This window comes from Daejeonella rubra (genome assembly GCF_900103545.1).
GTDB classification, from domain to species: Bacteria; Bacteroidota; Bacteroidia; order Sphingobacteriales; family Sphingobacteriaceae; genus Daejeonella; species Daejeonella rubra.
The window spans coordinates 188137-212215 of record NZ_FNHH01000001.1 but is presented as its reverse complement, the minus strand read 5'-3'; the positions used below and the strand labels follow the sequence as shown (position 1 = coordinate 212215).

The window sequence follows — 24079 nt, the reverse complement described above, 5'->3', positions numbered from 1 at the left end:
AAATCAGGCAGGCAAAGGCATTAAACATTAATATTAGAAATATTGGCAGTATTTCATCTATTGTTAATAGTTTTGCCACGCAAAATAAACATATATGCGTCTGCTTAAATTCATCATCTTTTTAGCTTTAATGATCACTGTTACTTCTGCTTTTTCACAAAGCAGTTCAGCTCTGAAAAAGCGTAAGGATATGATCAATAAAGAAATTGAACAGCTGAAGAAAAGCAGAAGCAAAATTGACAAAAGCAAAAAACTGTCTCTAAATCAAATCAATTTATTAAACACCCAGATCAGGTTAAGGGAGGAGAAGATTCACACAATAAATTCTGAGATAAAAATGCTAGACAGCAAAATTATCAGTAATACTACTGAAGTTAGATCCCTCCAGTCAAATTTAGAAAAACTTAAGTCTGAGTATGCAAAAATGGTCGTTTTTGCTTTCAAAAATCAGGGAGCCTATAATAAGTTAATGTTCCTTTTTGCCGCCAATGATTTTAATCAAGCCTATATGCGGTTAAAATACATTCAGCAATCAGGACAATTTAGAAAAAAACAAGCCAGTAATATTCAGAGCACTCAGGTTACCTTAAAGAAAGAGATTTCAATTCTGGACCATAATAAAAAGGAAAAAAGCACCTTATTAATGGATCAGATCTCAGAGAAACAAACATTAGGTAAAGATAAAATACAGCAATCCAAAATACTAACAACTTTAACCAAGCAGCAAAAGAACCTTCAACAACAATTAGCTAAAAAACAAAAAGAAGCCTCCGCCTTAAATAATGCTATTCAGGCGGCAATCCGGAAGGAAATTTTAGCAGAACAGCGAAAAGCTGCTGAACGAGCACGACTGGCAGCAGCTGAAAAAGCAAAAATCTCGAAAGTAAAGGCTCCAGAGACAACTGCAAAGGAGAAGAAAACAATAATTGAAGCAAAAGGTTCCTCAATATTAGCATCAAGTCCGGCAGATGCAAAACTATCTTCTTCATTTATGGGAAGCAGAGGACGTTTACAAAAACCTGCACAAGGAATAATAACTCAGGGATTTGGCCAGCATAAATACAATAATGTAACTATTTTCAACCCCGGGATAAATATAAAAACTGAACCGGGTGCAACTGTATCTGCAGTTTATAGCGGAAAAGTGAGCAAGGTAATTTTCCTTGTAAACTCCTATACTGTGATCATCAGGCATGGCGAATATTTTTCAATCTATTCGAAGCTTAGAAATGTTAGTGTTGCTGCTGGCCAGGAAGTTCAGGCCAGACAATCTATCGGTTCAGTTGCAACAGATCAATCTGAAGGTCTGACAGAAATGCAATTTCAAATTTGGAAAGGTGGCACTCCGGTCAATCCTTCCGGTTGGATTTTATAGCGAGAATAGACTTACTGATTATATAATAAAAATCAGAAACAAGACGCTCTTAGCAATCAAATCCTAATTAAATTTCATGAACTACACTATTTATTTTCCTGATAAAAATTTAAACTTGTACCTTTGCTCGCTTTAAAAAAAATAATAGATGTCTGAACAAAGAGCTGCTGTCGGAGTATGGAAAAGTAACTGGCAATCTTCTGATTACAGAAAAAAATGTATAACCGGATTAATCCTAATCTCTTTTATTTTATTATCACTGCCATTTTTTTATCAGGCAATAGAACAGAGAAATGGCATCAGTTTCAATGATTATTTGCTGGCATGGCTTCCTTCTTATGACCTATCCTTATTTATTTTCATTGTAATCTGGTCTATGACCTTATTAACTTTCAGCAGATTTAAGCAGGATCCTAATATATTTCTGACCTTTCTCTGGGGCTTTATCCTAATTAATCTTTCACGGTTCGTGTCTATTGGCCTTATCCCTCTAAACGCTCCAGCTGATTTAATTCCCATTCATGATCCAATTAGCAATCATTTCTATGGGCCTAAATTCATAACTAAAGACCTGTTTTTCTCTGGCCATACAGCCGCAATGTTCCTGATGTTCTTATGCCTAAAGAAAAGAACAGATAAAATTCTGGCTTTATTAGCTACGATAATAATAGGAATAGCTGTGCTTCTGCAGCACGTTCATTACACTATGGATGTAGTTATGGCACCTGTTATCACTTATTTTATCTGGGTAGGTTCAAAAAAGATCGTTGCTTCTTAAAACCGCATTTACCTATTCGGGGAAGTTTTTATCTATTAAAAGCTGAATTATTCCATCAACAAGGCCAACCCTGGGGACAAATATTTGCTTTACACCACCCCATTTCATAACACTCAGATAAATTTCAGAAGCAGGAATAATTACGTCTGCCCTATCCTGATTAAGCCCCAATACATTGATCCTGTCTTTTAATGAAAACGAATTAAGGTAATCATATAATGACTTTAGTTTCAAAAAAGTAACTGCTGTTCCATCCTTTTGGTCGGCCATTTTAAATAACCTGTTAATATTCCCTCCAGTACCAATACCTGAAAGATTTTTATTTGCCTGAGCCTGATGCTTAACCCATTCCTTCATTTCTGCCCATGTTTCATCCTTATCCTGATTATCCAGGATCCTGATCCCACCAAGGTTAAATGAACGTGAGGCAATCATTTCTCCCTTACTGAAAACTGAAAGTTCTGTACTTCCTCCACCAACATCAATGTATAAGTAGTTCTTTTTGCGATCCAAACTCTCCTCAATATGACTGGCATAAATGATATTGGCTTCCCTTTGACCTTCAACGATCTCTAAATCGATCCCTGCTTCTGACTTTATCAGAGAAACTATTGAAGAACCATTTACTGCTTCCCGCATAGCCGAAGTGGCACAAGCCATGTAATCGCTAACCTTATAAACATCGATCAAATTTCGAAAAGCGACCATAGTCTTTAACAGCTCCTCGATCTTTTTGGCTGAAATTTCCTGATCGAGAAATGCATCATCCCCTAATCGTAAGGGCACACGGATAAGTGTATTCTTTTTGAATGAAAAAGTTTTACCATTTTGCTTTATATCAGCTATTAACAGTCTGACAGCATTCGATCCTATATCTATTGCGGCGTATCTCAATGTATTATTTCTTATATTTTAAATAGGCATAGATATCTGTCTGGGCCCTGCTTGCAACCTTAGTTCCAGTTTTGCGATAACGATTATTATTTAGCTGATTAATTTCTCTGGCCTTTGAATTATCCTTTAATTGAATATCAATAATTTTAAGGATCTCTGACTTTACTTCCTGATCAAGAATAGGGAAACCCACCTCAACACGATGATCCAGATTACGGGCCATTAAATCTGCAGAGGTAAGATACACTTTTTCTGTTCCTGAATTTGCGAAAATCCAAACTCTCGCATGTTCAAGAAACCGGTCAATAATACTGAATACTTCTATTTTATCACTGAATCCCGCTACACCGGGAACAAGGCTGCACATACCCCGAATGATCAGTTTAATCTTAACCCCTGCATTATTAGCCTCATAAAGTTTAGTGATTACCTCTTCATCGGTTAAACTGTTCATCTTTAATGTAATATAAGCTATCTTCCCCGCCCTGGAATTTTCGATTTCATGATCGATCAGATTGTTTAACTTTTGCCTGCTCTCAAGCGGAGAAACTATCAGATACTTATACCCCTTATAAAAGGTCTGTGTTTGTAATCCTTCAAATAATTTTACCAGTTCATCTGTAATCTGTGGTTTAGCAGTAAAAAGACTATGGTCACAATATAATCCAGCTGTCTTTTCATTAAAATTACCGGTAGCAAGGTTTGCATAGTAAACATCCTTCCCCCTTTCATGCCTTCTCACAAGACAGATTTTTGAATGAACCTTATAGTCAAGTATTCCGTAATTGACACTCACTCCTTCCTCTTCTAGCCTTTTCGTCCAGTAAATATTAGCCTGCTCATCGAATCTTGCTTTAAGTTCCAATAAGCAATATACCTTCTTCCCATTTTTTGCAGCATTGATCAATGCATGTATTACCCTAGAGTTTTCTGCTAAGCGGTATAAAGTAATACTGATCTCTTTAACCTTAGGATCAATGGCAGCTTCCCTTAAAAAGTGGATGATATAATCAAACGATTGGTACGGTAAATTAATAAGATAATCCCTCTTAGCGATCTGCGCAAATATACTGCTCATACTGGAGAGATCCTGAACAGGAAGTGCAGGCATTTTGGGATACTCAAGATCCTGACCGCCTACATTGGGGAAACTTATAAAATCCTTAAAATTATGATATCGGTTTCCCGGAATAAGTCCGTCTGTGCTTAAATCGAGTTTATCAACCAAATATTTAAGCATATCCAAAGGCATTTCCTTATCATATAATAAACGCATTGGTCTTCCCTTGCCCCTTTTATTCAGGCTTTTGGTTAATGCTTCAATGAACTTATCACTAACATGCTTATCAAGGTCGAGCTCTGCATCCCGGGTGAGCTGTATAGAATAAGATTCTATCTGATCGTAATTAAAAATAAAGAATATATCATCCAGACAATATCTGATGATATCATCGATCAATGTAATAAACTTTAAATTATTAGTTTCCGGAAGCACTAAGAACCGGTTTGATCCATCGGTAGGAATTTCGATCAATGCTAATCTCGATTTCTCTATATTCTTATTCTGAACGAGCCTAACAAAAAAATAAATGGCGCGATCCTTAAGTTCAGGAAATGGTTCATTTTTATCTATCATCACAGGGACCAGTGTTGAAAGCACCTTCTCTCTGAAATATTTCTTGACATATAAACCACGCGAAACATTTAATTGCTTTTCGTTTATTATAAATATTTTTTGCTGCTCAAGTTCTTTGAGAATAACATCCTTATACTGATGATTAAATTTGCGTTCCTGACGGACGACAATATTCTTAATCTCATTTAATATTTTACGGGGGTTAAAACCCAACAATTCCTTTGACTTAGTATTTAAACTTGAAAGTCTGTTAAGAGTAGCAACTCTGACACGATAAAATTCATCAAGATTTGAAGAAAAAATAGCCAGAAAGCGAATGCGTTCAACCAGAGGAACAGATTTATCGGCCGCTTCCTGCAATACCCGGTCGTTAAACGATAACCAGCTAACCTCTCGATTTATAAGCGGAATATTTTTAGGCATTTAGTAAAAATAAACAGTCCCGTTTCCTGGAGAACGGGACTGTAAAAATCAAAAATAAATATTAATTAAATATTAAGTTCTCGTTAAGTCTGTTGCCAGATGTTAATGAACTTATTACTTTGAAGTAATGTCTTCAGTTTTAGTTACATCAGTTGCTACAGAAACAGTTGCCTGAACCTTGCTTATGGCAGGCTTTGCAGTACTTGTCTTTTTTGCAGTAACCGCAGTTGTTTTAACTGCAGTGGATTTAGTTGCAGCCACTTTAGAATTAACAGGAGCCTTAGTGGTTTTCTTTACTACCGCAACAGAACTCTTAGTTGCTGAAGGCTTTACTACTTCAGGAGCATTCTTTTTTACCGCCTTAGATTTAACCGGAGCAGCTTTTTTAACAGAAGATACGGAAGACTTGGTTGAAATGGTTATTGGTCTTTTAATCTTTTTAATTTTAATGGATTTGGGTGTACTATCCAGCTTCTCTTCAACTGCAACTTTTACTTCATTATATTTTTTTGCAAGTTTTTTAGCAAGATCTTTACTCGTCTTTTTGATGTCTTTTGAAAACTTATCAGCATCATGACCCAAACTTTTTAATGCTTCTAAAAATTTATTGGTAATAGAAGTTTCCAACTCCTTTTTAACGACCTGTTTAGCTGTTTTTTTATCAGCTTTTACGGATGTTTTTGTTTTATTTGCTTTCATGATCTTTCTGTTAATGCTTGTATTTTTGCAATTATTTAAATATATTAACTAATCTTTGTTTTACCAATAGAATAATAATTATGCCAACATTTGATATAGTAAGTAAGATTGACGGACAGACCCTCGACAACGCAATAAATACAGCAAAAAAAGAGATCCTTAATCGTTATGACTTCAACGATTCCAAAAGCACAATTGAACTCGATAAAAAATCCAATGAAATTACGATCGTAACTGAAAATGATATGCGCTTAAAGGCTATTCAGGATGCAATCATTTCGCGCATGGTAAAACATAGCCTTGATCCTGGAAGCATGGACCTTGGAAAGGAAGAATATGCCTCCGGAAATATGCTTCGGAAAGAAATTAAGATCAAAGAAGGAATTGATAAAGAAGTAGCAAAAAAAATCGTCAAAAAGATAAAAGACAGTGGTATAAAAGTTCAGGCTTCGATCATGGATGACCAATTAAGGGTTCAGGGCAAAAAAATTGACGATCTGCAGGCAGTTATTTCTCTTTGCCGAAGCGAAGATTTCGGGCAACCACTTCAGTATATTAATATGAGGAATTAATAGAATATTGGAAATCAATATTTTTCAGAAATAAGTGATCACCAATAAAAATTAATTTTTACCATCAACATTCACTTCCCCTTATACCGTTTTTACAAATTTGGTATCATATTCATCAATATCCAGGATATAACCATTCTGGATCAGGAATTCAAACAAATGTTTGGCTTCGGTAGAAACCGGCATATTTCGGGTGGTAATGATCTGATTATTCTTCTTATCAAGGTAAGGATAGGCGTAAAGCTTCACATTTTTACTGAACAAGTCGCTGATATAGGCTAAAAGTTCATCCGTATAATTTTCGCTGTAATTTTTAGAATTGAAAATATTCTTAAGGTTGGCAATATTTGTTGAAATACCAACACTTTTAGGGTTACACCTTGAAAGAAACTGAGCAAGCTTGTGATTACGAGTAAAATCCGATACAATTACATAATTACCTGTCGCACATAGTTCTTCTGCCCGTTTTGCAAAATTTTCAAGCTCAACATTTCCAAGTTCAGATTTATCATCAAGAAAATTGGTCATAAGAACCTCGATCATCACGATGATGTTTTTATCGTTAACCTTCTGAGTACGCTTAAATTGTTCAACTGCTCTATTGAAGAGATCAAAATTGGGTGTTGACCTTTGTCCGAACTTCGTACGCAAGATCATAACATCCTTTTTATAAAGCACATCTTTTGATTGACGAGCTTGTCCATCCTTGTCAAAAATAGCTGCTCCTGAAAATCCTTTTGCGATCAGATACAGATTAACAAGCCTGTCGTTAGCATTTTTAAATTGTGGTCCGCTCAAACTGATAAGATCGATTTCAACTGAACCAATAGTTAAATTATCAACCAGCGATTCGATCATGTATTGAATATTATCATGATAATAATACGCAGCATAAACAAGGTTCACACCCAATATCCCCAGCACATTTTGCTGTAAACTAGAATCGCTATCCAATAACCTGACATGAAAAACAATGTCATTTGGCTCACCACCCGGCGTCAGCTGAAACCGTATACCAAGCCAGCCATGCGGGTCATTTGTTTTATTGAAATTAAGAGTTGTTACCGTATCAGCAAATGCAAAGAAAGTTTTACCTGAATATTTTGGCCCGTTTAAGCGCTCAGATAAAAGCTCAAATTCATGCTGGATCATTTTATCGAGCCTGGACTCTGACACATACCTGCCAGATTCCTCAGTCCCGTATATAGAATTACTGAAGACCATATCATAGGCCGACATGGTCTTGGCAATGGTACCTGAAGCTGCGCCGGCAGTAAAAAAATTTCTGGCAACCTCCTGCCCCGCTCCTATCTCAGCAAATGTTCCATATATCGCATCATCCAAATTTATCTTAAGGGCTTTCCTCTTATTCTCTAAAATTTCTCTCGGCATGGTGTAAAATTACAATTTTTGTGCTTTATGCTGTAATTTAGAAACAGAAAAGGCAACCAGATCAGTGGTTGCCTTAATTTTGATTTATAATTAACCGTGCTTATCCAATAGAGATCTCTCTGGATTGGATTTTTAACTCTTCTTTTTTGGAGATATGTATGAATAAAATTCCATTCTTGTATTCAGCATGTATCTTATTTGAGTCAGCGGTATCAGGCAAAGTGAAGTTCCTGGAAAATACTGAATAATTGTATTCCCGTCTGTTATATTTTTTATTCCCGATCACTTCTTGATTCTCCTCCTGTTTACCTGCAGAAACACTTAATTGATCCTTTTCCAGATTTATTTTAAAATCCTCCTTATTCAAACCGGGTGCAGCAATTTCAATTTGAAATTCATTCTCATTTTCTGCTATATTTACAGCAGGAATACGATTGACAGCGCTTTTTGAAAGTAATTGATCGGCATTAAAAAACGATTCGAATACATCATTGTAAGCAGAATTAAATCCTTTATTTGTGTTTCCTTTTGCAAATTTTACGAGTGTCATATTTTATCCTCCTTTTTTTAAAATGGTTTTAAATCCATATTATCAATCCCAATACCAGTGCAAAATCCACAACAAAAATCAATCTAAAAAAGCCAATTTGGCATATTAAATTAAAAATTAACGACAATTAGTCATATGAATAAAGTCGATGGGTTTCAGTACAAAACATTAATCCCAATACGGTTTGCAGATATCGATGCATTTGGACATGTAAACAATGCCATTTATCTCACCTATTTTGAGATCGCCCGATCATCTTATTGGGAAGAGGTGATAGAATGGGACTGGGACTCGGTGGGTATAATAATCAGACGATCGATCGTAGATTATTTAAAACCTATAATCTTAACGGACGAAATATATACCTATGTAAGGACATCCAGAATTGGAACAAGCAGTTTTGATCTTGACTATATTATAGTGAAAATAGTTGATGGAAAGGAAGAGATCTGCACTACCGGGCAGACCCTTTGCGTTACTTTTGATTATAAAACTAATAGATCTCTGCCAATTCCGGCCAGTCAGCGCCTAAAAATGGAGGGAAAGTGAAAAACACAAAGAGAATCTAAATTATTATCAGAATATCTTATCAGGGTTCAATATTCCATTCGGATCAAAAACTGATTTTATACCACGCATTATGTCCAGATGAGCTCTGGAGAACTTAATGTCCATGTATTCTCTCTGTACAGAACCTATCCCATGCTCACCTGAAATAGTGCCTCCAAGAGCCACGGTAAGTTCAAATATTTCTCTGATGCCCTGCTTTAATTTTGTATTCCAGTCAAAGTCAGACATCGCTCCCTTGATAATATTTACATGCAGATTTCCATCACCGGCATGCCCGTAACAAATAGACTCGAATCCAAATCGATTACCTATATCTTTAATTCCATGAATAAGCTTAGGCAATTCAGAACGGGGGACAACGGTATCCTCTTCCTTATATATTGAATTTGATTTCACAGAAAGGGGCATTGTTCTCCTCATTCGCCAAATGGACTCTTTTTGAGCTGATGTCTCTGCTAATAATACATCGGAACAGGAATTTTCTTCCAAAACGGCATTTATTTTTTCACATTCAGCAAATAGAACTTCCAGATCATTCCCATCAACCTCGATCATCAGGAAAGCCATAGCATCATCCTTGAGATCGAACTGAAAATGATCATATTCAATTACCCATTCAACAGCGCGCCTTTCCATAAACTCAAGAGTAGAAGGAATTACACCTGTTCGAAAGATTGCCGAAACCGCTGCACACGCCTGTTCATTACCTGGAAAAGAAGCAAGCATTAACAGACTTTGAGAAGGGCCAGGTATCAGCTTTAAAACTATTTTAGTTATGATGCCCAGCGTACCTTCTGAACCTATCATTAACTGTGTCAGATTATATCCCGAGGCATTTTTTAGTGTATTAGCTCCAGTCCAGATAATTTCTCCATCCGGCAAAACAAGTTCAAGATTTAAAACATATTCTCTGATCGTTCCATACTTCACTACTCTTGGACCACCGCTTCCATGTGCTACATTTCCTCCTATAAAACAAGAGCCCTTACTGGAAGGATCAACGGGGTAAAGAAGTCCTTTTTCTGCGACAGCATTCATAAAAACCTCAGTGATAACTCCCGGCTCTACCGTTGCCTGCAAATTACGTTCGTCGATATCGATAATGGAATTGAACTTTTCCATTGAAATAACCAATCCACCTTTAACGGGCAAGGCACCTCCGCTTAATCCGGTTCCTCCGCCTCTTGGCGTAACAGGTATTTTATACGTGTTACATAATCTCATCAGATCTGATATCTGACCAGAGGTATTCGGCCTGGCTACTGCCTCAGGATAAAATACAAGATCTTCTGTTTCATCATGGGCGTATTGTTCGGTATGTTCTATCTCAGTAAAGACGTTCTCAGACCCTACAATTTCTATGATCTTGGTTAAAACATCGCCGGTGACAGGATTGAACTGCATATTATCTTTTAAATATCAATTCAATAGCTGAATTTCTTACTTCAGCACCCATTGGGGGATGCATTTTGCGGATGGAAACACGAATGTATTGAACAGCTAAAAACTCATGTCTTATTCGTTCAAGTATTCCATGCGCTACTGTTTCAATTAATTTTCTTGGGATCTTCATTTCTTCTGATGCAATCTGAAACAACCGAACATAATTGACTGTATTAGTTAATTCATCGGCTCCATCATCAAATACCTCCAGCATGGTATCAATATCCAGAATAAACTCAGCACCCAAAACCTGCTCTTCCGGATAAAATCCATGGAATGAAAAAAAGCGAACACCCTCTAAACTAACTTTTTGACTGATTGTCCCCATAAAAACAAAAATATATTATTTAAGGCACATCTATGATGATTGTGTCATCTGAATAAATAAAATAAGAATTAGACTAGAAAATATTATCTTCATGTCCAATTTATCATATTCATATATTCCTGGAAAATTTTAAGCTATGAAACGTATCTTTTTGATCAATGCAATTTTATTTTTTGCAATAAATACTGTTAGTGCCCAGCAAAGCGGGAACCCAAAAGACACAGAAGCATGGTCGCCTGTACCTAAAATGGTGAGTATGCAAAGTACTCCCGCAGATGCAATTATTCTGTTCAATGGTGGAAATCTCGACCAATGGTTATCTGTCAAGGACAAATCAGCAGCAAAATGGACTGTTAAGGATAATATTTTCACAGTAAATAAGGGAACCGGCAACATCGAAACAAAACAATCCTTTTCCAATTACCAGCTACATATTGAATGGTTGATACCTGCAAATATTACTGGAAGTGGGCAGGCACGGGGAAATAGCGGACTCTTTCTGGCTTCAACCGGAGCTGGAGATAACGGATATGAATTGCAGTTACTAGATTCTTACAATAATTCAACTTACAGCAATGGTCAGGCTGGAAGTATTTATAAACAAGCTATCCCTCTGGTAAACGCGTCTAAAAAACCAGGTGAATGGCAATCATACGATATCGTATGGACCGCGCCCGTTTTTAATGATAATGGCAGCTTGAAAACTGCAGCGAGAGTTACAGTAATGCATAACGGAATTCTCATTCAGAACAATGTGGAGCTAAAAGGAGAAACGGTTTATATTGGAGCTCCATTTTATAAAAAACATGGACCATTGCCAATTAAATTACAGGACCATGGTGACCCAAGTGAACCAATAAGTTTTCGTAATATCTGGATTAGAGAACTTTAATACAACAGTATCTTAGTTCAATTATAAGTTTATTTATTCATCTGGCATGGCAGGCAATTAAATAATTGTACCAGTTCAGACTTGTTCTTTAATCTCAAATTTCTGAAAAGCACCCTATTAAAAAAGAGTGCTATGACTCAATTAATAGTTTCATTGTAAAATAACTGGTTAAGTTATTTCAATTTTGGCTTGAATATTGAATATCTGTATTCAAAAAATGAATATGAAAAGCATTATTTTATTCTGCTGCCTGAGCACATCATTATTCTTAATGAATGCATGTGCAGTTAATCCCGTTACGGGAAAAAAACAGATCGTTTTAATGTCTGAAGAGCAAGAAATTGCCATGGGAAAAGAGGCTGATCCCCAAATCGTTGCTCAATATGGCCTTTATGAAAATAAAGTTCTTCAGGATTTCATCACACAAAAAGGGAAAGCTATGGCGGCTATCTCGCATCGACCAAATCTGAATTACGAATTTAAAATAGTTGATTCTGAAGTACTTAATGCCTTCGCAGTACCCGGAGGTTATGTATATTTCACAAGAGGAATTATGGCCCATTTCAATAATGAGGCCGAATTTGCAGGTGTTTTAGGTCACGAAATAGGACACATCACTGCAAGACACTCCGTTTCACAACAAACGAAATCAGTATTAGGACAGGTAGGTTTAATTGGAAGCATGATCTTAGTTCCTCAAGTAGCCGAATTTGCAGAACCACTTTCTCAGGGCTTAGGCTTACTATTTCTAAAGTTTGGCCGTGATGCTGAGCGTCAGTCTGATGACCTTGGCGTAGAATATTCATCTAAAATTGGATATGATGCTAAAGAAATGGCTGGATTCTTTAATACACTTGAAAGAAAAAGCTCTGGAACCGAAGGAGCAGAATTACCTGACTTCTTGTCGACCCACCCAAATCCGGGTTCAAGAAACAATGCTGTTATGAATTTGTCAGCAGAATGGAAAAAGAAGTTAAACCTTACAAATCCAAGCATCAATCGCGAAAGCTATTTGAGAAAGATTGAAGGATTAATATATGGTGAGGATCCAAAGCAAGGTTATCTCGAAAACAATGTTTTTTACCATCCTGAATTAAAATTTCAATTCCCTGTACCTCAGGGATGGAATTATCAAAACACTCCGCAACGAGTTCAGATGGCCCCAAAAGATGGCAAGGCACTTATGATGATGACACTTGCAAGTGGCAATAACCTACAAGCGGCAGCAGAAAAAGTAGTAGCTGATAATAATTTAAAGGTTTTGGAATCCAGTCAGGTAAATGTTAATGGATTAAATGCGATCAGCATGGTTGCAGACGTTAAGCCTCAACAGGAAAACCAGGCTTCAACAGTTAGAACCATGACCTATCTTATTCAATACAACAATATGATCTACCTTCTGCTAGGTGCAAGCTCTGTCAATGATTTCAATACCTATTCCAGCTATTTCTCTCAGACTATGAAAAATTTCAAAGAACTGAAGGATGCTTCAAAATTGAATAAACAACCTGAAAGAATCCGCATTAAAACAGTTAGTCAATCAGGAACTCTGAGGCAGGCTTTGACTTATTATAAAGTTCCTGAAAACCGTTTGGAAGAATTATCAATCCTGAATGGGATGCAACTTAAAGACAATGTGCAAAAGGGATCATTGATTAAGATCATCGCTAATTGAAATTTTAATAATAATTATTGATTAATGGCTCAGAGTTTAACAATTCTGAGCCATTTTTATATATAAAAACACCATTAAGTATTCAATATCCAGAAGGAATCTTCCTATGGTACAAAAAATGAAAAAGACATCGGTTTAAGACTAAATTTATGCAAAGAATTTACAGAAATGCAGGGTGGTAAAATATGGTTTAAAAGTTTACTCGGGCAGGGAAGCACTTTTTTTAGTTCTATGTCAATAAACTGAAAACAAGAATTCAGACTCAAATTCTTACATTTTCAATATTACCGAAAAGTTAATAAGGCATTTACTTGTCCTTTCCCTCTAAAATTCGTAAATTTGCAGTTGAAGCACAAGCTATTCCTTATTCACACCTGCAGATCAATTCGCTAGTTCTGGATACCGGACACAACTGTAATCATATACAATAAATCCAGTAACCCAATCAATTCTCCGAATCGAATTTAATTACCCTCCTCGCAGCGAAAATATAACCGGATAGTAATTTTTTACTTAAAACTACAATATATGGCTAAATCACAGGCTACCTTCATGAAGAAGCAACTCGAAAAAAACAGAGCTAAAAAGAAAGAGGAAAAAGAACATCGTAAACAGGAACGTCAGCAAAATTCAACAGGTGGAAAACTGGAGGATATGATGGCTTATGTAAATGAGAATGGTGAACTTTCTTCCACACCTCCGGATCTAAAACAATCCAACAAACCATTTGAAAGATAATTATTTCAACACAAAATTAAATACATCCTCAATCATTAATTCAAGATTCAGATTACTGTATTTATATTTTACATGATTCAAGTGTTACCAGAATTCAAATTAAATTCCCTGGTAACCTCAGGCCAATCTGCCATTATTGATAATAAATCAATACTTCAGACAAAATCTATTTTAAGGAATGTATTAATTCTTTCATGTTCAAAATTGATATTCAATTCATGAAAAGAATATTACAATCCTTAAAAAAGTGAGGTTAAAGTATTATTGATACCCGCGACTGTTTTTGACAAAACTTATTTCGATGGAAATTCAGGCAAGGTCATCCAGTGAGTAAAATCTTCCAGAGATACCTTATCATCGGCAACAACAAATTTATTGTAGATCTCACTATAAAAACCAAAGTAAATTTGACCACCATCAAATAATAATACATCTTTTGCCTGTTCAGGCAACTCATTTTTAACCAATTTCCAAATCATATTATAAAGATATTAAACTATTGTTAAAATGGTTTATCAGATTAATATTGTTAAGAAAAATCTTGCTATTTTTTATAATTAACCTATAAATCAAGCTATTATAAAAAATAATAATTCAAAACTATTTGTGTATTTCAAACTTATAAGGTAATTTCCTTCATAAAACCTTAATTAAAACAAAATTCATGAACACAAAAACTTTAATTATCGGCATTGCTGGAGGCATAGTTGTCTTCTTAACAGGTTTCCTGATCTATGGAGTATTAATGATGGAATATTTCGTTAGTAATATGAGCTCCTTTCCGGGATTTACAAAAGATCCAATGGAAATCTGGGCAATTGCAGCAGGAAATATAATTTGGGGAATTCTATTGGCTTATGTATTTAATTTAGGCGGACTCAGCTCAGGAGGTCGCGGCGCTTTACACGGTGCTATACTTTTCTTTCTTTTCAGTCTGGGGATGAACATTGTATCCTATGGCCAATACAATTTATATAGTTTACCCTTAAGTCTGGTAGATGCCCTCTGCATGGCAATTCTTGGATGCACAGGCGGAGCATTTACTGGTTGGTTATTGTGTCGAACTTCAACGAAAACAGCCTGAAAGTATACCCGGATTTTTTAACTGAATTTAAATAAAGAGGGGAATATCCACTTTACATTCTCCTCTTTTTCCAAAATTTCAAAGATTGAACCAAAAATTCCAGGTTAATCTTAAAGCAGTTCAGCTTCAATAGTTTCCTCCAATTCCGGAGCTTGTTCATCTGCATTTCCCCAAACAAAAGGAGCAACAGGCACCTCCAATTTATTGAAAACACTATTTCCCAACACTTCTGGTGAAGACTCATTAGCATCTCCCCAAACAAAAGGAGCCCTTGGTACCAATGCAAATTTGGCTTTCAATAGTTTGATCTCTTCAGGAGCAGATTCATCAGGGCTTCCCCAAACAAATGGAGAAACAGCAACCAAAGATTTAGGCTTATCATTTGAATGATCGTTTGCGGATGCGCTCAGTGAAAAAGCCAGTAATAATGTTGTTGCTAGTGTGTATATCGTTTTCATAATTATTTGTTTTATTTATTTGTTGATCAAATGTACTTCGGTATTAAAGATCTGCCTATAGGATTCTGGCAGAAAGGAGCAACATTTCGGTAAATGCAGTAAAACAGTCGGTAAAAATATTAGTGCCTGATTCAATCTCATTCAAGCAGATTTACAAACCTATTTTAGTAATTTTGAAAAAAACTAACCAATGTCCAAGCAAACTTCAGAACCCAACGATATTCACAGGTCAGCGAAAAAAGATCTATATGAAGCCCCTGATTATTATCAGATAGATGATTTATTAAGTGAAGAGCATAAATTAATTCGGGATAGTGTTCGCAGCTGGGTAAAGAAAGAAGTGAGCCCAATAATTGAGGACTTTGCTCAAAAGGCTCAGTTTCCAAAACATTTGATTCCAGGACTTGCAGAAATTGGTGCCTTCGGGCCTACAATTCCGACAAATTATGGCGGAGCAGGACTGGATTATATTTCTTATGGATTGATCATGCAGGAAATTGAGCGGGGCGATTCAGGAATCCGGTCTGCAGCATCCGTACAGGGTTCCCTTGTCATGTATCCTATCTATGCCTACGGTTCTGAAGAACAAAAAATGCATTATCTCCCAAAACTAGCTTCAGGTGAATACATGGGTTGTTTTGGACTGACTGAGCCTGATCATGGTTCTGATCCAGGCAGTATGATCACAAATATTAAGGATATGGGTGATTATTTCCTGCTCAACGGAGCAAAAATGTGGATTTCAAATTCACCTTTTGCAGATATTGCGATCGTTTGGGCTAAGGATGAAGAAGGAATTATTCGCGGGTTAATAGTTGAAAAAGGAATGGAGGGTTTCAGCGCTCCGGAAATACATGGTAAGTGGAGTTTAAGAGCTTCGGCAAGTGGAGAACTGGTTTTCGATAACGTAAAAGTGCCGAAAAAGAACGTATTGCCAAATGTTAAAGGTCTTAAAGGACCACTGGGATGTTTAAATCAAGCTCGTTACGGAATAGCATGGGGTGCCTTAGGTGCAGCAATGGATTGTTATGACACAGCTCTCCGTTATTCTAAAGAACGTATTCAGTTCGGTCGTCCGATCGGAGGTTTCCAGCTTCAGCAAAAGAAACTTGCTGAAATGATCACAGAAATAACAAAAGGGCAGCTTCTGGTATGGCGTTTAGGTGTATTGAGGAATGAAAACAGGGCAAGTCCTGCACAGATATCTATGGCCAAAAGAAATAGTGTAGAAACGGCAATTAATATTGCACGTGAAGCAAGACAGATCCTTGGCGGAATGGGTATTACAGGTGAATATCCGGTGATGAGGCACATGATGAACCTTGAATCAGTTGTTACCTATGAGGGTACACATGACATTCATTTACTGATAACAGGTATGGATATAACCGGCTTGAATGCATTTGAATAAGGCTCTATTTTATCGAATACAGAAACAATAAAGCATTTTGTTTGTTGATTACTAAAATACACTTAACATGATGAACCGAAGCCTTGGTATAATTCTTATTGTAGTTGGAATAGCTATGATTATCTGGACTAGCTTTTCCTATACAAAGGAAGAAAAAATTATCGATGCTGGTCCAATTCAGGTAAGTGCAGATAGAGAAAAAACCATTGAATGGCCAGCTTATCTGGGTGGATTTATTTTAGTCAGTGGAATTGTAATTGTAGCTGTATCAAAAAAAAGCAAGTAAAAACTTATTGTTTTTGATAGATCCAATCAAGACTTAAGCGCCTGATATAGGAGCTTGACAAACCCTGGCCTACGCCATAACCCAGTAGCACTTGGTCACCAATGAAATGAATTGCTGTATAGCAAAACATACCATTCGGGTCATCTTCTATATTCTTTACACTCTTCCATGTCTTACCATAGTTATGGGAGACAGCTATAGTTAGCGGGCTTCTCTGGCTCTTGAAATAACCGGGGCCCGTAGCTCCATTATTGTTCCAAACCATTAAGAGATCTCTTGTTTTAGGAATCTTTTTGATGGATGCAGGTGAAATTGGTGAGCTAATCCCGGATGGCACAGCAAAACTCCAGGTTAAACCATTATCCGTTGAATAGCTCTTGTATTGCTCACCACCACTAGCCCTTATGAACATCATCACTTTACCTTTTTTCAACTCAACCAATCCGGGCTCCTGAGTGATAATACTGTCAGGACCAGGAACTATATTTCCAGCCTTCCAAGTGAACCCCTGATCATCAGAAAAATAACATTGTAAATTTCCTTTGTTGCTCCAGGCGGTAGCAGATGTTTTGTGAAGGGAAACAGGTATTAAAATCCTGCCGCTCTTTAGCTGGATCACCCGATCGTTATTGACCACAAAGTATCCCTTCTTACTTTCCGGTATAACACCTGAAGGCTCCGACCATGATCTGCCTTCATCCTTAGAGATCCGCATCTGAGGCATACAATCATCCAAGGAATTCTTTCGGGCATAAAATAGTGCTATTGTATTGTTTTGGAGTCGTAATAAAGAAACTGACATTACATTCATCTCACCCTCCTTTTCAACGATAACCTGATCATCTTTTGTCCAGGTCAGGCCTCCATCAACAGAATATCTTCCAACCAGCTGAGCAGGTGCATGATCACTGCCCTTAGCGCCAGAAAAACGACTATAAACGTATAAAATACGTCCACCCCTTAATTCAATAAAAGCACCCTCGCTATTCCTTGGATTATCAGGACCGGGATCAATCACATGAACTAATTCATTACCCGGGGTTTCTGATTGTGCCCTTATTTCAGATGTAATGGAAGTTAAAACAAGAACAAGCAGAAAAGCCAGCTTATGAACTATGGAGACCTGATTCAAAAATCGATTCATAGTATTTTGATTCCAGTATATAATATTGATATTATACAAAGAGAACATGAAAAAATCTCTCAGTATATTAAAATTTCAAGAAACAACAATAAATAAAATGATCAGGAAAACTTAATTATGAGTAAACTGATTTTACGCGTTCTCTTAGGTTATATCCTGAAGACATCACTTCTCCATAAGCACCGGCGGTTCTAATAGCCATCAGATCGCCCCGAATGGATTCCGGAAGTTCAACCTCTTTACCAAAACAGTCTGTGCTTTCACAAATAGGACCAACCACATCATATTTAACCTGAACATCAGATAGTGAACTTATGTTTTCAATCTTATGATATGCCTGATAAAGTGCAGGGCGCATCAATTCGGTCATACCGGCATCCAAAATTAAAAAATTCTTTTTCAGGCCGTTTTTCACGTAAAGTATCCGACTGATCAGGCTTCCACACTGTGCGACCAAAGCTCTACCTAATTCAAAATGAACTTCCTGATCGTTCCGACGTTCTAAAAACTGATCAAAAATAGAAAAGTAGCTCTCGAAATCATTTATAGAGTTTTCATCCGGCGCATGATAGTCAACTCCAAGGCCTCCTCCAACATTTAGAATCTGAAGTTGATAACCATGATCTTCAAACCAGGAATTAAGCTCATTAACTTTTACACACAAACTTTTAAAAACCTCCAGATTGGTGATCTGGGAGCCAATATGGAAATGTATCCCAATAAGTTTCAGGTTTGGACAGGCTTTCAGTTCTTTAATGCAGGAATTAAGTTCCCATTGGTTAACACCGAACTTATTTTCTTCAAGACCGGTAGTAATATATTGATGAGTATGTGCATCCACATTGGGGTTGATACGAATAGCAACCCTGGCAGTTTTTCCACGTTCTGCTGCAAGGCCATTGATAATTCCAAGTTCCTGCACCGACTCTACATTAAAACAATAAATATCACTATTTAATGCCTCAATAATTTCTTTATCAGATTTACCTACACCAGCAAAAACGACCTTCCCTGGATCAAAACCAAGCTCAATGGCCTTTTTCACTTCATTTCCACTAACACAATCAGCGCCAAAACCTGTCTTCCTTACTGCTTGTAAAACCTGCTCATTGAAATTAGCCTTTAATGCATAGTGTACATGAAAACCAAATTTTTCAGCAGCTGATCTGCAAGTTTCCAAAGTCTGATCTAACAGTCCCAGGTCATAATAGTAAAATGGAGTTTCTAAATTTCCAAATCGTGCAATTGTATCCTTACTTAACATATATATATTTATATCCACAATAGCGGATCAGTATCCTATTCAAATAAACGGTTATGTAAAGACCTCAGTACTTCAACTTTATCGGTATCGTTGATCAGTATGGAAATATTATAATTACTACCACCATAAGAGATCATACGGAGAGGAATATGCTTAATTGCCTCCAATACGCGTGCTGCAAAACCATGTTTTTCTGCACCGAAATCACCAACAACACAAACGATCGTTTGGTTATAGTCAACCTCAACTGTTCCAAAAGCAGTAAGCTCCTTCATGATTTCCTCCAGGTGTTGGGTATCATCAATCGTGACTGATACAGCTACTTCCGAAGTTGTGATCATGTCTATCGGAGTCTTATAACGCTCGAATACTTCAAATACTCTTCTTAGGAATCCGTAAGCCAGAAGCATTCTACTCGATTGAATTTTAATTGCAGTGATGCCATCTTTCGCGGCAATGGATTTGATCTTTCCGCGTTCACTCTCATTTGTGATTAAAGTTCCGGGCGCCTGTGGCTCCATGGTATTAAGCAAACGAACAGGAACCTTATATTTTTGGGCAGGAAAGACACTCTGCGGGTGAAGTATCTTTGCACCAAAATAGGCAAGCTCTGCCGCTTCATCAAATGATAAAATTGCAATTGGCTTCGTTCCCTTTACAATTCTAGGATCATTATTATGCATACCGTCAATATCTGTCCAGATCTGAACCTCTTCAGCGCCAATTGCTGCACCGATCAGAGAAGCAGTATAATCACTTCCCCCGCGACGTAAATTATCAATCTCACCAAACGAATTACGGCATATATAACCCTGAGTTATAAATAATGTATTCTCAGGATATTTATCGAGAAGTGGCTGCAAATGTTCAGTAATAAAAGGAATTACCGGCTCATTATCCTCATCGATCCTCATGAAATCAAGAGCAGGCAAGAGTACTGATTTTACTCCAATCTCATTGAGATAGATATGATAAAGGGTAGTTGAAATAAGTTCACCCTGAGCAAGAATGACCTTTTCTTCAATGGAGGTGAAATGCTCATTGGCAAAAGATGCTAGCAAATTGAAATGATAATCCATCAGATCCTTACCATGCTCATACCCTTCTTCAGATGTAAAAAGTTCTTTTATAAAAATTTCATACTTACCATTAAGTAGTTTGATAAGTTCAGAAGCTTTCTGTTTATCTCCTGCAAGATATGCCTGCGAAATTTCCAAAAGGCTGTTAGTAGTACCCGAAACAGCAGAAAGCACAACGATCTGCCTGTCTTTTGGGTTAATAATGTCTAATAATTTTTTGATGCGATCGGGACTTCCTACCGATGTTCCTCCGAACTTTAGTACCTTCATTTAATCTTGAATTTTAAATTGCAACAAATGATATTTATACTTGTGCAATGAGTTGTTAAAAATAGAAAAAAGCATTCTATTTTTCATGCCAAACAAAATTTAATTTGGCGGGTTAACCAATGATCGTTCCTGGTCGATTTTGAACACAATAAAATAACCAATATTTATGCAAGAGCTGGAAACTTCAGTATTAAATAAAATCAATCTCTGGCTTCAGGGAAGCTATGATATTGAAACAAAAAAAGAAATTAATTCACTACTGGATTCCGGATCATTTACAGAACTCACAGATTCATTCTACAGAGATCTAGAGTTTGGAACAGGCGGACTACGAGGAACCATGGGCCCGGGCACCAACAGGATCAATAAATATACAATTGGCTCAGCAACACAGGGACTATGTAACTTCCTTCTTAAAAAATATCCCGGAGAAAAAATCAGTGTGGCAATTGCTCATGATAGCAGAAATAAGTCTGATTATTTCGCCCGGATCACTGCTGAGGTATTCTCTGCAAATGGAATACATGTATATTTTTTCAAAGAATTAAGACCAACTCCTGAACTTTCATTCGCCATCAGGCAATTGGGATGCAAAAGTGGAGTCATGATCACCGCTTCTCATAATCCCAAAGAATACAATGGCTACAAAGCTTATGGATGGGATGGCGGACAATTCAAATCGCCTGATGACCAGATGGTTATGGACGAAGTTTCCGCCATCAGCAGTGTTGATGCGGTAAAGTTTAACCGTGTGGAAGAAAACATTGAGCTGATCGATGAAAGTTTAGACGAGTTGTATCTGCAAAAGATCACTGAACTTTCTGTTTCTCAGGAAGCTATTCAAAGACAAAAAGATTTGAAGATCGTCTACTCTCCTATTCATGGTACCGGTATTACCCTGGTTCCTGCTGCATTAAAGCGTTTTGGATTTACCAATGTGCATATTGTTGAAGAACAATCCACTCCTGATGGAAATTTCCCAACGGTTATTTATCCCAATCCTGAGGAAAAAGAGGCTCTTACCTTAGCCCTGGCAAGAGCAAGGGAAATTGATGCTGATCTTGTTTTAGCCACTGACCCGGATGCTGATCGTGTTGGCATAGCTGTTAAAAATAATGAAGGTGAATTTATTTTACTGAATGGTAATCAAACCGGAAGTTTGCTGATCAATTATTTACTTACCGCCTGGGAGCAAAAAGGTAAACTAACAGGCAATGAATATGTGGTATCGACTATTGTAACCACAAAGCTGATCGAAGATATTGCATTGTCAAAGAATGTAAGCTTTTATGAAACTCTGACCGGATTTAAATGGATTGGAGCTATCATAACAGAACTTCAAGGCAAAAAAACGTTCATTGCAGGAGGGGAAGAAAGCTATGGATATCTGGTTGGTGAACTTGTAAGAGATAAGGATGCGGTGATTTCCTGTGCTTTTATAGCTGAAATGACTGCCTTTTACAAGGATCAGGGCAGCAGCTTATATCAGGCTATGCTTGACATGTATCAGCAATATGGTTTTTACAAAGAAAAATTGGTTTCTATTACCAAAAAAGGCAAGACCGGTGCTGAAGAAATTAAAGCGCTGATGGAACGCTTCAGAACGAACACACCATCTTCATTGGGCGGGTCAAAGGTAGTGAAGTTGAAGGATTATGAACTCGGAAAAGAAACTGACCTGATAACAGGATCTGAAAAAACCCTGGATTATCCAAAATCAGATGTTTTACAGTTCATCACAGCTGATGGTTGCATTATTTCCGCAAGGCCATCAGGTACCGAACCTAAAATCAAATTTTATTGCAGTGTAAAAACTGCTCTTCCTGATAAAAACGAGTTTTCTGCGAAGGACAAACTTCTCGAGGAAAAGATAGATAGCATAATGAAAGATCTGGCAGTCTGAGATTTTAATTATCTACCGAAACATTTCTGTTTTAAAACCAATTCAAAAGGCTGAAAATTTCAGCTTTTTGAATTATCTCTCAAAAAAATCGGAGTATATTTGCAGAATGAGAAAAGTTCTTTTTTTTGCACTTGCAACGTTTATTTTTCAGTCGTGCTCTGATACATCCGATAAGAAACTTCCTATTTTAGGTGAGCGTGAACCTGTGGAGAAAACTATAGACGGTAAACAGGTTATTGATACTATATATCAAACAGTTCCACCTTTCAGTTATTTAAACCAGGACAGCATTGCTGTTACTGATAAAGATTTTGACAACAAAATTTATGTGACTGATTTCTTCTTTACTTCCTGTAATACCATTTGTCCTATTATGCACCGTAACATGTTAAACGTGTATAATAAATTCAAGGATAACCCAAAAGTTAAATTCCTCTCTCACTCGATAGATATAAAATATGACCTTCCATCAAGATTAAAAACCTATGCTACAAAACTTGGTATAGAAGGTAATCAATGGGAGTTTGTTCATGGTAGCCGTGATTCGATCTTTGGTATTGCTGCAAAAAGCTATCTGGTTTCTGCTTTTGAAGACAGTACTGACCCACAAGGTCTTGTTCATCAGGGCTGGTTCATTCTTGTAGATACTAAGAAGCAACTCAGAGGGGCATATGATGGTACCAAGGAAGATCAGGTTAAGCAGTTAATGAATGACATGGAGCAATTGCTGAAGGAAGAGTTTGGCGATGCGAAATAAACTCATTTATTTTATCTTATTAGCTATTGGCTTCACAAGCATTATTCAATCATGCCAAAATGAAACGAGTATAAACTTTAAACGTTATTATGTAAATGGGAAAGGCATTTACGAAAAGAATTGCCAGAACTGCCATGGCTCAGACGGGAAGGGTTTAGGCACTTTGTATCCGCCGCTGACTGACAGTACCTATCTCAAATTGAATAAAAATAGTTTAGCGTGTATTATCAGAAATGGGCAAACTGGAACAGTTAAAATAAATAATATATCCTATGAGGGAATAATGCCGGGTAATGAAACTCTGGCAGACATAGATATTGCACAAGTGGTGGTTTACATTACCAATTCATTCGGCAATAAACAGGGCTTCTATGATTCTGAAACTGCCAAAAAAGACCTCGAAAAATGTAATTAAAGATCTTCTGTGAAGATGCAGGCTTAAGCTTGTGGTTAACAGA

Annotated in this window: 25 protein-coding genes; 13 read left to right on the top strand and 12 right to left on the bottom strand. The window is 36.9% G+C overall.

The window, feature by feature from the left end; genetic code table 11:
- Positions 1–94: 94 nt before the first annotated feature.
- Positions 95–1375, top strand: coding sequence for a murein hydrolase activator EnvC family protein (locus BLR27_RS00960; protein ID WP_090697926.1), 1281 nt, complete (start codon positions 95–97; stop codon positions 1373–1375).
- Between the two features lie 148 nt (positions 1376–1523).
- Positions 1524–2153: a phosphatase PAP2-related protein gene (locus tag BLR27_RS00955; RefSeq protein ID WP_090697923.1), complete on the top strand. Its 630-nt coding sequence runs from the start codon at positions 1524–1526 to the stop codon at positions 2151–2153.
- Between the two features lie 12 nt (positions 2154–2165).
- On the opposite strand, the gene BLR27_RS00950 is transcribed toward BLR27_RS00955, so the two are convergent.
- The 3 genes from BLR27_RS00950 to BLR27_RS00940 all read right to left on the bottom strand — a co-directional run bounded on the left by BLR27_RS00950 (position 2166) and on the right by BLR27_RS00940 (position 5805).
- Positions 2166–3047, bottom strand: a complete 882-nt coding sequence (locus BLR27_RS00950; protein ID WP_090697918.1) for a Ppx/GppA phosphatase family protein — start codon at positions 3045–3047, stop codon at positions 2166–2168.
- Positions 3048–3051: 4 nt separating this feature from the next.
- Positions 3052–5106: a polyphosphate kinase 1 gene (gene ppk1 / locus BLR27_RS00945; RefSeq protein ID WP_090697914.1), complete on the bottom strand. Its 2055-nt coding sequence runs from the start codon at positions 5104–5106 to the stop codon at positions 3052–3054.
- A gap of 114 nt (positions 5107–5220) precedes the next feature.
- Positions 5221–5805, bottom strand: coding sequence for a hypothetical protein (locus BLR27_RS00940; protein WP_090697908.1), 585 nt, complete (start codon positions 5803–5805; stop codon positions 5221–5223).
- A gap of 80 nt (positions 5806–5885) precedes the next feature.
- On the opposite strand from BLR27_RS00940, the gene BLR27_RS00935 reads away from it, so the two are divergent.
- A complete protein-coding gene (locus tag BLR27_RS00935) occupies positions 5886–6377 on the top strand; it encodes a YajQ family cyclic di-GMP-binding protein (RefSeq protein WP_090697904.1) in 492 nt (163 codons plus the stop codon).
- An 81-nt stretch (positions 6378–6458) separates the two neighbouring features.
- On the opposite strand, the gene BLR27_RS00930 is transcribed toward BLR27_RS00935, so the two are convergent.
- Complete coding sequence (locus BLR27_RS00930) at positions 6459–7769, bottom strand: nicotinamide mononucleotide adenylyltransferase (RefSeq protein ID WP_090697901.1); 1311 nt, start codon at positions 7767–7769, stop codon at positions 6459–6461.
- A 100-nt stretch (positions 7770–7869) separates the two neighbouring features.
- Positions 7870–8319: an Hsp20/alpha crystallin family protein gene (locus BLR27_RS00925; RefSeq protein WP_090697897.1), complete on the bottom strand. Its 450-nt coding sequence runs from the start codon at positions 8317–8319 to the stop codon at positions 7870–7872.
- A 135-nt stretch (positions 8320–8454) separates the two neighbouring features.
- On the opposite strand from BLR27_RS00925, the gene BLR27_RS00920 reads away from it, so the two are divergent.
- Entirely contained in the window at positions 8455–8868 is a 414-nt protein-coding gene (locus BLR27_RS00920) for an acyl-CoA thioesterase (protein ID WP_090697893.1), read from the top strand.
- Between the two features lie 27 nt (positions 8869–8895).
- Here the strand turns inward: BLR27_RS00920 and BLR27_RS00915 are convergent, their stop codons facing one another.
- Together BLR27_RS00915 and folB are read right to left on the bottom strand one after the other, a co-directional pair.
- Complete coding sequence (locus tag BLR27_RS00915) at positions 8896–10293, bottom strand: FAD-binding oxidoreductase (RefSeq protein WP_090697889.1); 1398 nt, start codon at positions 10291–10293, stop codon at positions 8896–8898.
- A 1-nt stretch (position 10294) separates the two neighbouring features.
- Positions 10295–10660, bottom strand: a complete 366-nt coding sequence (gene folB, locus BLR27_RS00910; RefSeq protein ID WP_090697884.1) for a dihydroneopterin aldolase — start codon at positions 10658–10660, stop codon at positions 10295–10297.
- A 136-nt stretch (positions 10661–10796) separates the two neighbouring features.
- On the opposite strand from folB, the gene BLR27_RS00905 reads away from it, so the two are divergent.
- The 3 genes from BLR27_RS00905 to BLR27_RS00895 all read left to right on the top strand — a co-directional run bounded on the left by BLR27_RS00905 (position 10797) and on the right by BLR27_RS00895 (position 13965).
- Entirely contained in the window at positions 10797–11552 is a 756-nt protein-coding gene (locus BLR27_RS00905; RefSeq protein WP_090697880.1) for a 3-keto-disaccharide hydrolase, read from the top strand.
- A gap of 223 nt (positions 11553–11775) precedes the next feature.
- Positions 11776–13227 (top strand): M48 family metalloprotease, encoded by a 1452-nt coding sequence (locus tag BLR27_RS00900; protein WP_090698324.1) that lies wholly within the window; start codon positions 11776–11778, stop codon positions 13225–13227.
- Positions 13228–13755: 528 nt separating this feature from the next.
- Positions 13756–13965 (top strand): hypothetical protein, encoded by a 210-nt coding sequence (locus BLR27_RS00895; protein ID WP_090697876.1) that lies wholly within the window; start codon positions 13756–13758, stop codon positions 13963–13965.
- 293 nt (positions 13966–14258) lie between these two features.
- Here BLR27_RS00895 and BLR27_RS00890 read toward each other — a convergent pair whose 3' ends face one another.
- The gene (locus BLR27_RS00890) at positions 14259–14444 is read right to left on the bottom strand and encodes a DUF551 domain-containing protein (RefSeq protein WP_090697871.1); all 186 of its coding nucleotides are present in this window, start codon (positions 14442–14444) and stop codon (positions 14259–14261) included.
- Between the two features lie 185 nt (positions 14445–14629).
- Here BLR27_RS00890 and BLR27_RS00885 point away from each other — a divergent pair, with 185 nt between their 5' ends.
- Positions 14630–15049, top strand: a complete 420-nt coding sequence (locus BLR27_RS00885; RefSeq protein WP_090697867.1) for a hypothetical protein — start codon at positions 14630–14632, stop codon at positions 15047–15049.
- 110 nt (positions 15050–15159) lie between these two features.
- Here BLR27_RS00885 and BLR27_RS00880 read toward each other — a convergent pair whose 3' ends face one another.
- Positions 15160–15507, bottom strand: a complete 348-nt coding sequence (locus tag BLR27_RS00880; protein WP_090697863.1) for a hypothetical protein — start codon at positions 15505–15507, stop codon at positions 15160–15162.
- A gap of 190 nt (positions 15508–15697) precedes the next feature.
- Here BLR27_RS00880 and BLR27_RS00875 point away from each other — a divergent pair, with 190 nt between their 5' ends.
- Both BLR27_RS00875 and BLR27_RS00870 read left to right on the top strand, forming a co-directional pair.
- Complete coding sequence (locus tag BLR27_RS00875) at positions 15698–16918, top strand: acyl-CoA dehydrogenase family protein (RefSeq protein ID WP_090697859.1); 1221 nt, start codon at positions 15698–15700, stop codon at positions 16916–16918.
- Positions 16919–16985: 67 nt separating this feature from the next.
- Positions 16986–17204 carry a hypothetical protein gene (locus tag BLR27_RS00870; RefSeq protein WP_090697855.1) on the top strand — a complete coding sequence of 73 codons (219 nt, stop codon included), beginning with the start codon at positions 16986–16988 and terminating at the stop codon, positions 17202–17204.
- Positions 17205–17208: 4 nt separating this feature from the next.
- Here the strand turns inward: BLR27_RS00870 and BLR27_RS00865 are convergent, their stop codons facing one another.
- From BLR27_RS00865 to BLR27_RS00855, 3 genes are all read right to left on the bottom strand, one after another.
- On the bottom strand, positions 17209–18348 hold the full coding sequence (locus tag BLR27_RS00865; protein ID WP_176767569.1) for a sialidase family protein: 1140 nt from the start codon (positions 18346–18348) through the stop codon (positions 17209–17211).
- A gap of 115 nt (positions 18349–18463) precedes the next feature.
- The gene (lysA, locus tag BLR27_RS00860; protein WP_090697848.1) at positions 18464–19612 is read right to left on the bottom strand and encodes a diaminopimelate decarboxylase; all 1149 of its coding nucleotides are present in this window, start codon (positions 19610–19612) and stop codon (positions 18464–18466) included.
- A gap of 35 nt (positions 19613–19647) precedes the next feature.
- Positions 19648–20961 carry an aspartate kinase gene (locus tag BLR27_RS00855; RefSeq protein WP_090697844.1) on the bottom strand — a complete coding sequence of 438 codons (1314 nt, stop codon included), beginning with the start codon at positions 20959–20961 and terminating at the stop codon, positions 19648–19650.
- 166 nt (positions 20962–21127) lie between these two features.
- Here BLR27_RS00855 and BLR27_RS00850 point away from each other — a divergent pair, with 166 nt between their 5' ends.
- From BLR27_RS00850 to BLR27_RS00840, 3 genes are all read left to right on the top strand, one after another.
- Positions 21128–22864 carry a phospho-sugar mutase gene (locus BLR27_RS00850; protein WP_090697841.1) on the top strand — a complete coding sequence of 579 codons (1737 nt, stop codon included), beginning with the start codon at positions 21128–21130 and terminating at the stop codon, positions 22862–22864.
- Positions 22865–22970: 106 nt separating this feature from the next.
- Positions 22971–23621, top strand: coding sequence for an SCO family protein (locus BLR27_RS00845; RefSeq protein ID WP_090697837.1), 651 nt, complete (start codon positions 22971–22973; stop codon positions 23619–23621).
- A complete protein-coding gene (locus BLR27_RS00840) occupies positions 23611–24036 on the top strand; it encodes a c-type cytochrome (protein WP_090697832.1) in 426 nt (141 codons plus the stop codon). Before BLR27_RS00845 ends, BLR27_RS00840 begins: the two co-directional genes overlap by 11 nt.
- Positions 24037–24079: the final 43 nt, after the last annotated feature.

What these genes read in the sequence shown, in the direction of transcription:
- BLR27_RS00960 (WP_090697926.1), top strand. Translation starts at nt 95, where the DNA reads ATGCGTCTGCTTAAATTCATCATCTTTTTAGCTTTAATGATCACTGTT.
- BLR27_RS00955 (WP_090697923.1), top strand. Translation starts at nt 1,524, where the DNA reads ATGTCTGAACAAAGAGCTGCTGTCGGAGTATGGAAAAGTAACTGGCAA.
- ppk1 (WP_090697914.1), bottom strand. Translation starts at nt 5,106, where the DNA reads ATGCCTAAAAATATTCCGCTTATAAATCGAGAGGTTAGCTGGTTATCG.
- BLR27_RS00940 (WP_090697908.1), bottom strand. Translation starts at nt 5,805, where the DNA reads ATGAAAGCAAATAAAACAAAAACATCCGTAAAAGCTGATAAAAAAACA.
- BLR27_RS00935 (WP_090697904.1), top strand. Translation starts at nt 5,886, where the DNA reads ATGCCAACATTTGATATAGTAAGTAAGATTGACGGACAGACCCTCGAC.
- BLR27_RS00930 (WP_090697901.1), bottom strand. Translation starts at nt 7,769, where the DNA reads ATGCCGAGAGAAATTTTAGAGAATAAGAGGAAAGCCCTTAAGATAAAT.
- BLR27_RS00925 (WP_090697897.1), bottom strand. Translation starts at nt 8,319, where the DNA reads ATGACACTCGTAAAATTTGCAAAAGGAAACACAAATAAAGGATTTAAT.
- BLR27_RS00920 (WP_090697893.1), top strand. Translation starts at nt 8,455, where the DNA reads ATGAATAAAGTCGATGGGTTTCAGTACAAAACATTAATCCCAATACGG.
- BLR27_RS00915 (WP_090697889.1), bottom strand. Translation starts at nt 10,293, where the DNA reads ATGCAGTTCAATCCTGTCACCGGCGATGTTTTAACCAAGATCATAGAA.
- folB (WP_090697884.1), bottom strand. Translation starts at nt 10,660, where the DNA reads ATGGGGACAATCAGTCAAAAAGTTAGTTTAGAGGGTGTTCGCTTTTTT.
- BLR27_RS00905 (WP_090697880.1), top strand. Translation starts at nt 10,797, where the DNA reads ATGAAACGTATCTTTTTGATCAATGCAATTTTATTTTTTGCAATAAAT.
- BLR27_RS00900 (WP_090698324.1), top strand. Translation starts at nt 11,776, where the DNA reads ATGAAAAGCATTATTTTATTCTGCTGCCTGAGCACATCATTATTCTTA.
- BLR27_RS00895 (WP_090697876.1), top strand. Translation starts at nt 13,756, where the DNA reads ATGGCTAAATCACAGGCTACCTTCATGAAGAAGCAACTCGAAAAAAAC.
- BLR27_RS00890 (WP_090697871.1), bottom strand. Translation starts at nt 14,444, where the DNA reads ATGATTTGGAAATTGGTTAAAAATGAGTTGCCTGAACAGGCAAAAGAT.
- BLR27_RS00885 (WP_090697867.1), top strand. Translation starts at nt 14,630, where the DNA reads ATGAACACAAAAACTTTAATTATCGGCATTGCTGGAGGCATAGTTGTC.
- BLR27_RS00880 (WP_090697863.1), bottom strand. Translation starts at nt 15,507, where the DNA reads ATGAAAACGATATACACACTAGCAACAACATTATTACTGGCTTTTTCA.
- BLR27_RS00875 (WP_090697859.1), top strand. Translation starts at nt 15,698, where the DNA reads ATGTCCAAGCAAACTTCAGAACCCAACGATATTCACAGGTCAGCGAAA.
- BLR27_RS00870 (WP_090697855.1), top strand. Translation starts at nt 16,986, where the DNA reads ATGATGAACCGAAGCCTTGGTATAATTCTTATTGTAGTTGGAATAGCT.
- BLR27_RS00865 (WP_176767569.1), bottom strand. Translation starts at nt 18,348, where the DNA reads ATGAATCGATTTTTGAATCAGGTCTCCATAGTTCATAAGCTGGCTTTT.
- lysA (WP_090697848.1), bottom strand. Translation starts at nt 19,612, where the DNA reads ATGTTAAGTAAGGATACAATTGCACGATTTGGAAATTTAGAAACTCCA.
- BLR27_RS00855 (WP_090697844.1), bottom strand. Translation starts at nt 20,961, where the DNA reads ATGAAGGTACTAAAGTTCGGAGGAACATCGGTAGGAAGTCCCGATCGC.
- BLR27_RS00850 (WP_090697841.1), top strand. Translation starts at nt 21,128, where the DNA reads ATGCAAGAGCTGGAAACTTCAGTATTAAATAAAATCAATCTCTGGCTT.
- BLR27_RS00845 (WP_090697837.1), top strand. Translation starts at nt 22,971, where the DNA reads ATGAGAAAAGTTCTTTTTTTTGCACTTGCAACGTTTATTTTTCAGTCG.
- BLR27_RS00840 (WP_090697832.1), top strand. Translation starts at nt 23,611, where the DNA reads ATGCGAAATAAACTCATTTATTTTATCTTATTAGCTATTGGCTTCACA.